Here is a 13,157-nt window from a genome sequence, read left to right as displayed (position 1 = left end):
TACAAAGATATAATAAAGTCTTGAAAAGTCTTGAAAAGTAGAAGAGCGGAAAAGTTAAAGTTCTTTAATAAAAGCATTTGCTTTTTATACATTTGCAGCATGCTTGAATTCATCGAATATGGATATTGGGGATTGTTTCTAGCAAGTTTTCTGGCAGCAACCATTCTTCCTTTTAGCTCAGAGGCTATTCTTAGTCTTTGTGTTTATTCTGGTTTTGATATCAGCCTCACAGTAGCCATTGCAAGTTTAGGCAATTGGTTAGGTGGCTTAACGGGTTACTATTTAGGATACTTGGGTAAATTGGAGAGAATCGAAAAATGGCTAAAAATTAAACCTGATAAAGCGATTAAATCCAAAGAGTTTCTCAGAAATAAAGGAAATGCGCTTGCCTTTTTTGCTTTTCTTCCTTTTATAGGGGATATGATTCCAATCGGATTAGGATTATTACGCACCAATCCATACTGGATGGCACTTTTTATGGCGGCCGGTAAAGTTTGCAGATATGTGGTTTGGGCTTGGCTAACGGTGCAAGCTCTGTCTTAAAATCCCAAACTTCAAATCTAAAAAATCAAATTAAATTTTCAATAACGATAGAATTACCTAATACTATTTTATTTATCGGATAGGTTTCATAATTTTGTCGAACTAAAATTTTTAAGTATAAACAGCTCATATTTGAGCGATTAATGAATTGAATAATGAAGACAGTAGTAAGTGGAATTCGATCTACAGGTAACTTACACCTGGGAAATTACTTCGGAGCGGTGAAGAACTTTGTGCAAATGCAAAACGATAACAATTGCTTTTTCTTTATTGCTGATTGGCATTCCCTGACTACGCACCCAACTCCTGCAGATCTTCACATCAACGTAAAGCGCGTATTAGCTGAGTACCTGGCTTGTGGAATTGATCCTGAAAAAGCAACAGTTTACGTACAAAGTGATGTACCAGAAATTCCTGAATTGTATTTGTTGATGAACATGAATGCATATTTGGGTGAGTTGGAAAGAACAACTTCTTTTAAGGATAAAGCTCGTAAACAACCAGAAAATGTTAATGCAGGTTTGTTAACGTATCCTGTACTGATGGCTGCGGATATTTTGATTCACAAAGCTCATCAAGTTCCAGTAGGAAAAGATCAGGAGCAAAATTTGGAAATGGCACGTAAATTTGCGCGTCGTTTCAATAACATTTATGGCGAAGAAACTTTCCCAATTCCTCAACCTTATTCATACACAGGCGAGTTTATTAAAGTTCCTGGATTAGATGGATCGGGTAAAATGGGTAAATCGGAAGGAAATGCAATTTGTTTGGTTGATGATCCAAAAGATATCCGTAAGAAAGTAATGAAAGCCGTTTCGGACAGTGGTCCAACTGAAATGAACCAGAAAAAACCTGAAGCAATTCAGAACCTGTTTACACTAATGGATATTGTTTCTGCAAAGGATACTTACGATTTCTTTAACGACAAGTACAACAATTGTGAAATTCGCTATGGCGATATGAAAAAACAGTTGGCTGAAGATATTATCAACTTTACAAGCCCGATTCGCGAGCGTATTTTAGACATCATGCAAGATGATGCATACTTACACAAGGTAACCAAATTGGGAGCTGAAAAAGCACGTGAAAGTGCTGCTAAAACAATTGAAGAAGTTCGCAGATTAATTGGTTTTAGAAAATTCTAAACTCAGTATATTTAAAAGAAAAAGCCAGCTTTTAAGCTGGCTTTTTTTAATTCAAAATTTTCTCCAGAAAACTCTCAAAAATACTTTCCACTTTCTCTAAAGATGCATTCAATCGATGATCACCTTCAATTAAATGCAGTGTACATTTCGACTCTTTGGCATATCGAACCGAATGCTCGTAAGGTATAACTTCATCCGATTTTCCGTGAACAATTTGAATATTCTTACAATTAATCGGATACTCCTGTTTCGCATATCCTTCTAAATATAAAGCAGGAGCCAATAGAAAAATGGCTTTCGGATTAATCTTCTCTGAAGCTACCAAAGAAACATATCCGCCCATACTTGAACCAACCAATATAAAATCCTTCTTTTCTCCCTTTAAATAGTTTAAAAGCTGACTTGCACGATCATCGGGATTAGAATATGCCCGATAATCCAAACTATCTATTTCGAATCCTTTTTTCTTAGCGATTTCGCTTAATCTCTTTATTTTGGTTCCCCAAGGGCCACTTTCTTTACCATGTGAAAAAACAACTTTCATTTTATGAATCTAGGTTAAGTTTTTTTAATATTCCAATGCCAATTCTTTGCCATCAATTACGCGGAATGCACCTTCCGCCAGTGCTTCCATTTCATTTTCTCCGGGGTATACAAAGAATTCCGTTAAACAGCCAACATAATCCTTTAAATCTGCAATAAAACGATCGGAATAAGCAATGCCTCCTGTAATAATAATTCCATTGGCTTTGCATTTCATTGCTGTATGGTAAGCACCAATTTCCTTGGCAATCTGGTACACGAAGGCATCATAAACCAACTGAGCTTTTTCATTCCCTTCTTCAATCAATTCGAAAACATCGCGCAAATCGTCAACACCCAAATAGGCCTTCAATCCACTGTTTTTGCTTAGAAGAGTTTCCACCTCTTTTCTTGGTTTCGAGTAGCACAAATCCATAATGCCACGCGTGGGAATTGCACCTGCACGGTTCGGAGAAAATGGTCCCATTCCCATCAAAGCATCATTTACGTCGGTAATTTTTCCACCTTCAACCGAGGCAATGGAAATTCCTCCTCCCAAATGAGCAATCACATACTTGGCATCTTCATAGGCAATTCCTTGCTGAGCCGCAATTTTTCTTGCTGTCATTTTCATATTTAAGGGATGTCCCCTGCGATTCCTTTCAATACCAGGAACACCGGAAATTTGAGCCTTTTCGATAATGTTACCAGCCGAAACAGGATCAACCGTATAACTTTCATCTAAACCAAGATGTTCTGCCAATTTGTTGGCCAGCATACTTCCCAAGTTCGATGCATGATCTCCATATTTTCCTGTACGTGCATCTTCTAAAAACTCATTGCTAATGCGATATGTTCCTCCTTCCAAAGGTTTTACAATTCCACCCCTCCCTACAATACCAACCACTGAAAAATCTTTTTCAGTCAGCATACCATTCAAACAGTCTTTCAACATTTCAAATCTGTATTCAAACTGATCGGTAACATGATGAAACTGATCTAAATCCTTTTGCAAATGTCTCGCAACAAAATCTTTAACCAGTCCTTCTCTGTTGTATAGGGCAATTTTTGTTGAGGTTGATCCCGGATTAATCACAATCACTATTTCATTTCTATTCATAGTTAAAGTATTATCTGCATATTCTGTTTTTTACTTTCCCCCATTCGTCAGTTGACAAGAAACTCTCATCCATATTGGCGATCATATCAAGCATTTTTTTCATGGGAATGGCCAAACTCAAGGTATTTTCAGGTACATATGGACGAGCTGAAACATCAAACATTCCCAGAACCGCCTTCGGTTTTTCTTTTTTACTTTCCTGATAGGGAAAAGTAACTATAGAACCACAACCCGATGAAAAAGGTACAATTGTACTTTGCAAATCGGTTTGATCGTAATTGGCTAATGTAAACAAACCTGACAAAACATCGGGTTTGGCAAAAAAGATTACCACTTCGGGCTCATCTTCTTCTGACAATTGATCCCACCTTTTAAAACTGATGTATTTGGCAGGAGCATTATAAACAGGAAACTGATTAATTACTTTCTGAGCAATATCACTATTCTTAAGATATCTTTCCTTTCCTGTAGAAAGAAAGTTAGCCAATCCCGGCACAAATTCTGCAAATCCGCAATAGGTTTTTCCACCACCACAACTTACCGAATCAGCTGAAAAACTTAAGCTTTCTCCATTTCTTATCCTGTTTAACTGACCAATAATACACATCCAATTTTTCGGTCTGATTTCTTCATCTTGCAATCGATCGTTTCCGTACCAAAAAGCAATGGGAAGATTGGTTTCTTCACCAAAATACTTCTTAAACTTTTCAATAAAATTTTCTTTTACGTTGATATCCATATCTTTTGGTTTTAGGCTTATATAAAAATATTAAATTTGAGTTCAATATCATCAAACAAGAAGAATTAAATACAATAACAGAAATTGACAAAAAAAGATATCTTTGTATGAATAAGGCAAAAGAATTTTCCATGAACAAAGAGCTCTTAATCGAAAAGTACAACGTTCCTGTACCACGATACACAAGTTATCCAACCGTACCATTTTGGGGAGATAAAAGACCAGATGCAAAAGAATGGTTGAAAATAGTTAAACGCACTTTTGATGAATCGAATTCGACAAAAGGAATTAGTATTTACGTGCACCTTCCCTATTGCGAACGTCTTTGTACTTATTGCGCCTGCACAAAAGTCATCACACGCGATCATGGCGTTGAAGACAAATATATAGATGCATTACTGCAGGAGTGGAAAATCTATCTGAATACTTTTGGTGAAAAGCCTGTTCTAAGAGAATTGCATTTGGGTGGAGGTACTCCAACTTTCTTTAGTCCGGAAAACCTTAAAAAACTGATTAATGGCATTAAAGAACATGCCGTTTTGCATCCTGAATATGAATTCAGTTTCGAAGGGCATCCAAACAATACCACAAGAAAGCATTTGCAAGCTTTGTATGATGTTGGATTTAGAAGAGTAAGCTTTGGAGTTCAGGATTTCGACCCAGAAGTACAGCGTGTGATTAACCGCAAGCAAAGTTTCGAAATTGTAAAAGAGGTAACCGAAACTGCCAGAGAAATTGGCTATAAATCAGTAAATTTTGATTTGATCTACGGTTTACCTAAACAACAAATTTCTTCGGTTCGCGACACATTCGAGAAAGTTTCGGAGCTGAAACCTGATAGAATTGCTTACTATTCGTACGCACATGTACCTTGGAAAACCAAAGGTCAGCGCATGTTTACCGATGCCGATATTCCGGATAGTGCTGGGAAACGCGCTTTGTACGATCTAGGAAAAGAAAAACTGGCAGAACTAAACTACAGCGATATTGGTATGGATCACTTCTCATTGCCGCACGACGAACTGTTCGTGGCCAGGGAAGAAAAACGCCTGCACCGAAACTTTATGGGATACAACACTTCCCACACGGAATTACTGATTGGCTTAGGCGCCTCATCTATTTCTGATGCAAAATATGCTTACGCACAAAATCCAAAGGAAATTCACCTGTACAAAGCAGCTTGTGAAAAAGGTGTATTGGATTTGGTCAAAGGTTATTTCCTTACAGATGAAGATTTGACCGTAAAACGTGCCATTTTAGACATTACCTGTCGTCGTGAGTTGTTCTTTACCGATGAATTACAAAAATACCTACCTGAAAGCATTACCGAAGAACTAACAGTAATGAGAGAGGAAGGAATCATAGAGTTGGACGAGGAAAAACTAATTGTTACCGATTTGGGTATGATTTTCCTGAGAAACATTGCCAAACCATTCGATAACAAACTGCGCTACTCACAAAAAGGTGGCGATAAAATGTTTTCGAAAGCAATATAAAATTTAAGGCTGCCAATTTTGGCAGCCTTATTTAATTTATAAAAGTTTGTTTTACTCAAAATCATCAAAAACAAAAGCTGTTCCTGAACCACTTGAACCTCTATAAAATTTAACTACTGGATTAATTATAGTATATGTTTTTCTACCATCCATATTTACATATCGACTAACTGCATACAAATGACCACGATCTTTTGTATTATCCATTGCAGTTTCATTGTAATTATTTAAAAATTAATACCAACCCCTATCTTGGGTAATAATTTAAATTCATCAGCCAATTCAGTCTTGAATTCAATCCCTACCATCAATTTAAGATTATCACAAAAAACTTTCTTTTTGGTGATATAAACAGGTAGTCTCATGTATTCATCCTCTTCACTAGAATAGGAAAAACCAAGCCCCATGATAAATCAATATCCAGAGATTTATCAAGATTAAATTCATTTCTCAAAAAGAAAGAATAACTAGCATCTTTTAGTTGTTCATTTTTGGCTTCTACCCTAAATTCAGGATAAAAATTTTTGTTGTTGAATAATGCCAAACCAAACTCATTGGAATTATAATAGCTAGCTGTAATTCTTTTTTCTTGAGCCATACTAGCAATGGCAATAAAAGCAAACACTAGTATTAAAAAATTCTTTTTTATTTTTTATGATTTTAATTAATATTACAACCCTTAATTCTTGTTATGATCAAAATGTAACCCAGTTTAGAGTGTGCTGTAAAACAGTTTTAGTTATAAATTCTCTCAATCTCCCATTATGCTTAAGTTTTACTTATGGTTTAATTATAAAATTAACTATATGTTTATTTGAAATTTGTATAAATGTGTTTAATGCTAATCATTAATCTTCCTGTATTTAGGTTCCGAAATGTTCCATTTAGGTCTTTTATTGTTCCGTTTGGGTTCGAGACCGATAATTTGTGGTTCTTTAAGCTTCGGTTTAGGTTGTATAACCCAAAAATTGAGGTTTCCTAGTGTTCCATTTAGTTTCCGAATCCTAAATTTGGGGTTGCATAACCTAAACGCTTCTATAAACAACCTAAACCTTTCTAATTAGAACCTAAACGCTTCTATTGGCTATCCTTCCACTTCTATGCGGAACCTAATCGCTTCTATTGCTTACCTTTCCGGTTTTATTCGGAACCTAAACGCTTCTATCAAAAACTCAATAACACAATTGGCGAACTTATTGCTTCTCATTTGCAAGCTTCATTACCGCTAAGCTTTCTAATTATTTTGAGAAGAAAATAATTGCTTTTGTCGTCCTAATGTAAAGTATAAATTCCCAAAAAGCGATTCGATTTCTCATCAAAAAACAAGTGTTTTGGTGAGAAACTTTTTGACAAATGGAACAAATAAGCAATACAGATGAGAGAAACGTCACTATTGGCAGGTTGTAGAGATGTTTTACCAATTCTCATCAACCGATGAGAATAAAATCAGAATTTGATGAGAAAACTCATTTGCTTAAATGAGAAAAGTGAAGATTTTTTTTGAAAATTATGTAATTTACAATCGTTCTACACCAATAAAGTTCTTTTTTAATTAAAGTAGCATATAATTATTCTATTTGAAGAAAGGGTTCAACTCCAATTTACTGAAGCCTGATATTTTAAATTTCACAACTTTTCTACCTTTTCACTTTTCCAACAATTCGAGATGACTAGTCCTAAAAAAAAAGAGGTCCCAAAATGGAACCTCTACAATTTAGTTATAAGTAAAATATTTATTACCACCTGTTGTGGCCTCTATGAAAACCTTTGCCTTTGCCTGCTCTACTCATAAAGATCACCAACTGATCCTCATCAAGGATTTCGCGAACTTCCATTTGATGTTCATATCTCTTTTTTGCCAAAGCGTTTTGGATATCCGCCAAACGTTTTACGTTGGCAATTAATACTTTTTTATCTGGATTTTCATCCGTCATTAAGTTTCTTTGCTTCAATCGTAGTTCTTCTGCCTCATCGCGTAAAGATTTGGTATCCTTCATGTGAGCCAAACGCAATTCTTTCATTTTTGCCTGCTGATCATCACTCAAGTCAAGCATATTTCCTTTGCCAGCATGCATGCCTTTTTGTGCACCCATACCTTTTCTGCCTTGCATTTGTCCATGTGCATGCTTGCCATGCATTCTTCCCTGTGTCATTCCATCATTTCCTCCACGGCCTTGTTTCATTCCTTTTCGGTGATTTGGTCGGGCATCGGCGCGCAATAATTGCTCCTCGGTTAAAAACGAACGCATTTCCATTCGCATATCTAATTTCTGAAGGTGCAATTCCTTTTTTAAAGCAGTCATCTTATCGATATTGGCATAAACTTGTGATTTATTTGGTTTTTCAGCCGAAACTAAAGTTTTCTGCTTTGCTCGCAACTCATTTAATTCATTCTTGATATCTAAGCTCTGCTTGGCATACTTGACACGTACTTCTTTCATTTGTTCTTTTTGTGCATCGCTAAGATTACAACGCATCTCTTTTCTGCATTGATCGCTTCTCTGTCCGCGTTCACCTCTATTTTGTTGTGCATATAGGTTCGACATTCCAGCCACTACAAACATGCAAATCATTCCAACTATTACTGATCGTTTCATCTATCTAAAATTTTTAATGTTCTCATTTACTAATTTCAGCGCTTTTTAAAATCGAATTCGGTTCTTTGACTTTTGAAAAGTTGGAAGGTTTAATTGGCTTTGTTTTTTTATAGAATTAAAAGAAGTATCAGAATATAATAACCTTCAAGTAACAAGCCGCAAGAACAATAAAAAAAAGACTCCCTTTTCAGAGAGTCTTTACTATGCTTTTATCATTAGATTTGAAGCTTACAACTTGTAATTTAGTCTAGTTAAAATGTGTTTCTGCTTCTATCAAGGTTTTATCCAGTTCCCTAATGATTGGATAAAATCCTATATCATCAATTAAATCACGAGCAATATAAGCTTTCAATTGCGTTTCTATCACTTTACGCGATTGTCTTAATCCTTTCGAATCTGGTTTCACTCCTTTTTTATCAGCGTAAGCTACCAGATTTTTAATAATGGCTTTATCCTTCACAAAATTTAGTACATCCTTGTGAGTTTTTAAACCTTGCATTTGCTCTCTGTACTGATCTACAAAAGAAAATGCATACTGATATATGATGCCATTTCTTCTCAGATCGCGGAAATAATTCGAGTAGCCCGAAGTATCCACAGGGATGAAAACATCCGGCATGATACCTCCTCCTCCATAAACGGTATTTCCACCCGGAGTGGTATACTTTAATGAATCATTAAAGTGGATGGAATCTTTTTTCTCAAATTCACCATGAATAAATCGAAGGTTCAAATCATTGTAATACTCTTCTTTGCCATTGTTGTATGGTTTTTGAATACATCGGCCTGTTGGCGTGTAATAACGTGCCACTGTTAAACGCAATGCCGAACCATCAGGCAGTCGTCTCTGTTCTTGCACCAAACCTTTACCAAACGAACGACGTCCCACAATTTTACCTCTGTCGTTATCCTGTATTGCACCTGCAAAGATTTCACTTGCCGAAGCCGAAACCTCATCAATCAGAACAATAACCGGCAAATCCTGAAATCTACCATTCCCATTTGATTTATAATCGGTTCTAGGCTGTGATTTGCCTTCAGTATAAACCATCATTTGATTCTCAGAAAGGAATTCATTGATCATGTTGGTAGCCTCAGACAAATAACCTCCTGTATTTCCTCGAAGATCAACAATCAATTTCTTTACTCCTTCAGATTGCAACTTCTCCAATCCTTCTGAAAATTCAAAGTATGTTGTTGCTGCGAAACGGCTCACTTTAATGTATCCCACTTCATCATTAATCATATAAGCAACATCAACACTCGGAACTGGTATAGATCCTCTCAACAATTCCATTTCCAAAGTTTCATTCGTACTTCTGCGATAAACACCAACTTTTACCGGAGTACCTTTTGGCCCTTTTAATCGACTAATGATATCATTATCTTTTAATTCTTTACCAACAATGGAGGTATCATTAACGGTTACCAATCTATCGCCAGCTTTTATGCCTGCCAATTCCGATGGACCACCTGGAATAACACGAACAATTGCAACAGTATCCTGGTAACGAATAAACTGTACTCCAATTCCTCCAAAATTTCCTTTCAAATCTTCGTTTACTCTTTGCAAATCCTTTGCGGGGATATATATGGTATGAGGATCAAGATCCTTAAGCAGTGCAGGAATTGCCTGCTCCACCAAATCTGCAGAACTAACCGTATCTACATAATCTGATTCAACCATATCTAAAACAACCTCCAACTTGCTTTCTGCCTTAGGTAGCTGGAATATGGTTGATTCTCCACTACTATTCCCTTGAAACAGGGAGTTAATAAACATACCAACTATAATGGCTAAAGTCAGTAAAATTGGCAGAAATATTGCACTTCTTTTATTATTGTAACTCATGTATTTTGTTTTAATTCTCTTCGTTCAGATTGATATATTTTAATTCAACGCCGGCTCTTGACAATAAATCAATTCCATCAGAGCTATGATACTCTTCGGAATAAACCACACGAACAATTCCAGCCTGAATAATCAACTTAGCACACTCGATACATGGGGAAGCGGTAACATACAAAGTAGCATTTTCACTACTGTTCCCCGATTTTGCGACTTTGGTAATAGCATTGGCTTCTGCATGTAGTACGTAAGGTTTGGTTTTAAAGTTTTCATCTTCGCATACATTTTCAAAGCCAGAAGGTGTTCCATTGTACCCATCCGAAATGATCATTTTGTCTTTTACGATAAGGCTCCCACCTGTCTTCTTTTACAATATGAATTTTCGGCCCACACCAATGCCATTCTCAAATATCTCCTGTCCAACTTATCTTGCTTGCTTAGCACACTAACTGATTCTTCATTCATCATATTTTCAATCCATATTATGTAATTCTAACAAATGTATAAAAATATATTGGGAGTTCATCCCGATAATTTAGGAATCCTTTCAATTAACCATAATCGAATGACCCTAAAATAAAATACACTTACCTTCATTTTTTGTCATTTTGTCAATTTTTTCATCTGGGTTTAATACAACTTGTAAATCATAGCTATATGTTTTTGCTTCTATTTTTACACATTTATCCATAAGCTAGATAACAACCTAAATACCAATTTGATTAAACAATCAAACCTACTTATTTAAAGTATTAAAAAGTTGAATAGAATCTTAAAAAAATCAAAATCTTAAAGAAGAGATGCTGAATTTATATCTCATTCAACTATTTTTTCCAAAACATTTAATTGCAAGCTTTTAAATCCATTATAACCAAAACCTCTTGAATGAAGCATTTTTACCCCTACTCATATACTGCTCTTTTATTTGTTTACTTCTTATTATCTAATCCGTTAATTGCAATTAGTGCACAGATTCCACCTGACAGCACGATCGATTTAAGTATTGACAAACCAGCAATTTGTGAAGGAGAAACAATAAGCATCTTTTTAGCAAGTAGTGAAGTTGGTATTCAATACCAACTTAAAGCCAATGGTGTGAACGAGGGTACTCCAATTCATGGAACTGGCTCCCAAATATCATTTAGCTCACAACCAAGAGCAACTACAACATTTAGTGTTACAGCTACCAACACGAGTACTGGAGAAAGTGTTGATCTGTCAGAGACCATTACTGTTGCGGTAAGCGCCGGACCTAAATTAAATTTGTTAGTTACGGCCAATCACGCTCAAATTTGCGAGAGCTTAAATACACCTGTGGTAATTTCGGTTGAAAATTCTGAAGCTGGATTGTCTTATTGGTTAAAAGATCAATCCGGATCAGTTTTAGACATGGCAACAGGGAACAGCGGGACACTTAACTTTACCTCAGTTTCGCCGACAACAAGTACAACCTACATTGTAGAAACCAATATGGTTGGGTGCAATGACAGACTTGAATTAGAAAACAAATATGATTTAACAGTGGTTCCATTGCCAATCGCAACAATGGATGTTAGCATTACAGAACCAGAAATTTGTGTTGGAGAGAACACTATTATCTCTATTGATTCCAGTGAAGTTGGTGTAAAATATCAACTTTTTGATGGTGCCTATTTGAAAGGGGATATCATTGATGGAACAGGCTCAGCCTTATCTTTTCCTGAATTCTCACCTTTCCGCTCGGTAACCTACCAGGTAATTGCCACAAACCAAGCTTGTGGCACTCAGCAAAAGCTTGATGAAAGCATAAGGGTTAATGTGGGTTTACAACCTGAAATTCACCTTCATCCTACAATCGATAAACACACCATTTGCGAAGGCGAACAAGTTGTAGTTTCATTAACTCCAACCGACACAAAAGTTCAATATCAACTTTGGGATGGAAGCACAGCCATTGGATCTCCAATAACAGGTAATAACGAAGGAATTAGCTTTGAACCAACAGCACCTAGTAATTCAACCACTTACCGAATTGAAGCATTAGGTGAAAGATGTTTGGATCCGATTGACATTCGATACACCGTTGATATTGATGTTCACCATTCTCCGGATATTAGCAAAATCATTTTAAGCAATCGCGATACCATTTGTGCAGGCGAAGAGGTAATTATTTCGGTAGAAAACAGTCAAGCTGATATTTTTTATCAATTGCATGATGGCAGCCAACTAATCGAACCTAATGTAGTTGGAAATGGTGGTACCATCCAATTTCCAGAACAATATCCGAGCACTAGCAGTACATACACGGTTTATGCTCATGAAACGGTTTGTACTTATCCACTTGCTCTTGACAATACCAAATTGATCACGGTTCCCGATATCAGTACCAATTCTGTTGAAAACTTTGCTACTCCTGAAGAATTCTGTGAAGGAGAATCTATTGATATTGAATTAACCAGTACCATTTCTGGCATTGAATACATCCTTCAAGATGGCGATATCATTCTTTCGGAAATCGTTGGAGATGGCGGTCCAATTGTATTTGAAGATATTGTTCCAAACATCAACTCTAACTTGTATGTAAGCATTGGTAATTGCAATGACAAACTAATTGCAGCAAAACCTAATTATACATTACAAAGCAATCCTAAATTGCAGATTGTTAGCACCGATGTACACACGGGATACGATGGTAAGCTTGTAATTTCGGTTTCAGATGGTGTTGCACCTTATACCTACATCATTAATCCGGGAGAAACCACAACAAGCGATAATCCGGTTTATGAACTTACCAATCTTGAATCTGGCACTTACCAGGTTTTGGTAGTTGATGGAAATGCCTGTCGCTCTTCTGATGCCGGACAATTGGTTGAAATAAAACTCGATGAAAATCAGAAGATCATTGTTAACAACGCTTTAACTCCTAATGGAGATGGAATAAATGATACCTGGAAAATTCATTACGCTCCTAGTCTAGGAAATCCGGAAGTATACATTTTTAATATTTACGGTCAGGAAGTTTACCACTCCAAATCATATCAAAACGATTGGAAAGGAAGCTTTAATGGTTCAATCTTACCTAATGGTGCATACTATTATCTAATTGAATTTAAATCAGAAGAAATTAAACCTGTAAAAGGAAGCTTATCAATTCTGGGAAATTAAAA

12 protein-coding genes are annotated in these 13,157 nt (G+C 36.1%); 4 read left to right on the top strand and 8 right to left on the bottom strand.

Annotation, left to right across the window (positions count from 1 at the left end; all coding sequences use genetic code 11):
- Positions 1–99: 99 nt before the first annotated feature.
- Positions 100–543 (top strand): YqaA family protein, encoded by a 444-nt coding sequence (locus JCM15579_RS02805; RefSeq protein WP_054715406.1) that lies wholly within the window; start codon positions 100–102, stop codon positions 541–543.
- 155 nt (positions 544–698) lie between these two features.
- On the top strand, positions 699–1,688 hold the full coding sequence (gene trpS, locus JCM15579_RS02800) for a tryptophan--tRNA ligase (RefSeq protein WP_054715404.1): 990 nt from the start codon (positions 699–701) through the stop codon (positions 1,686–1,688).
- 46 nt (positions 1,689–1,734) lie between these two features.
- Here trpS and JCM15579_RS02795 read toward each other — a convergent pair whose 3' ends face one another.
- The 3 genes from JCM15579_RS02795 to JCM15579_RS02785 are packed head-to-tail and all read right to left on the bottom strand — an operon-like array spanning position 1,735 to position 4,069.
- Positions 1,735–2,232 (bottom strand): YqiA/YcfP family alpha/beta fold hydrolase, encoded by a 498-nt coding sequence (locus JCM15579_RS02795; RefSeq protein WP_054715401.1) that lies wholly within the window; start codon positions 2,230–2,232, stop codon positions 1,735–1,737.
- Positions 2,233–2,256: 24 nt separating this feature from the next.
- Positions 2,257–3,330, bottom strand: coding sequence for a butyrate kinase (gene buk, locus JCM15579_RS02790; protein WP_054715398.1), 1,074 nt, complete (start codon positions 3,328–3,330; stop codon positions 2,257–2,259).
- A 10-nt stretch (positions 3,331–3,340) separates the two neighbouring features.
- The gene (locus JCM15579_RS02785) at positions 3,341–4,069 is read right to left on the bottom strand and encodes a DUF169 domain-containing protein (RefSeq protein WP_054715396.1); all 729 of its coding nucleotides are present in this window, start codon (positions 4,067–4,069) and stop codon (positions 3,341–3,343) included.
- 131 nt (positions 4,070–4,200) lie between these two features.
- Here JCM15579_RS02785 and hemN point away from each other — a divergent pair, with 131 nt between their 5' ends.
- The gene (gene hemN, locus JCM15579_RS02780; RefSeq protein ID WP_054715732.1) at positions 4,201–5,565 is read left to right on the top strand and encodes an oxygen-independent coproporphyrinogen III oxidase; all 1,365 of its coding nucleotides are present in this window, start codon (positions 4,201–4,203) and stop codon (positions 5,563–5,565) included.
- Positions 5,566–5,616: 51 nt separating this feature from the next.
- Here the strand turns inward: hemN and JCM15579_RS20130 are convergent, their stop codons facing one another.
- The 5 genes from JCM15579_RS20130 to JCM15579_RS02755 form a co-directional block, all read right to left on the bottom strand.
- Positions 5,617–5,772 (bottom strand): hypothetical protein, encoded by a 156-nt coding sequence (locus JCM15579_RS20130; protein WP_157471295.1) that lies wholly within the window; start codon positions 5,770–5,772, stop codon positions 5,617–5,619.
- A 154-nt stretch (positions 5,773–5,926) separates the two neighbouring features.
- On the bottom strand, positions 5,927–6,163 hold the full coding sequence (locus tag JCM15579_RS02775) for a hypothetical protein (RefSeq protein WP_157471293.1): 237 nt from the start codon (positions 6,161–6,163) through the stop codon (positions 5,927–5,929).
- Between the two features lie 1,138 nt (positions 6,164–7,301).
- The gene (locus tag JCM15579_RS02765) at positions 7,302–8,162 is read right to left on the bottom strand and encodes a Spy/CpxP family protein refolding chaperone (protein WP_054715388.1); all 861 of its coding nucleotides are present in this window, start codon (positions 8,160–8,162) and stop codon (positions 7,302–7,304) included.
- 247 nt (positions 8,163–8,409) lie between these two features.
- The gene (locus JCM15579_RS02760) at positions 8,410–10,014 is read right to left on the bottom strand and encodes a S41 family peptidase (RefSeq protein WP_054715385.1); all 1,605 of its coding nucleotides are present in this window, start codon (positions 10,012–10,014) and stop codon (positions 8,410–8,412) included.
- 10 nt (positions 10,015–10,024) lie between these two features.
- The gene (locus JCM15579_RS02755; protein ID WP_245625801.1) at positions 10,025–10,342 is read right to left on the bottom strand and encodes a deoxycytidylate deaminase; all 318 of its coding nucleotides are present in this window, start codon (positions 10,340–10,342) and stop codon (positions 10,025–10,027) included.
- 554 nt (positions 10,343–10,896) lie between these two features.
- Between JCM15579_RS02755 and JCM15579_RS02750 the strand changes: the two genes are divergently transcribed.
- Positions 10,897–13,155, top strand: a complete 2,259-nt coding sequence (locus JCM15579_RS02750) for a T9SS type B sorting domain-containing protein (protein ID WP_054715383.1) — start codon at positions 10,897–10,899, stop codon at positions 13,153–13,155.
- The last annotated feature ends 2 nt before the right edge of the window (positions 13,156–13,157 follow it).

The sequence above is a fragment of the Marinifilum fragile JCM 15579 genome, assembly GCF_001310955.1.
Taxonomy (GTDB): Bacteria; Bacteroidota; Bacteroidia; order Bacteroidales; family Marinifilaceae; genus Marinifilum; species Marinifilum fragile.
The sequence above is the reverse complement of the archived record's forward strand: the minus strand, read 5'-3'. Positions and strand labels throughout refer to the sequence as shown.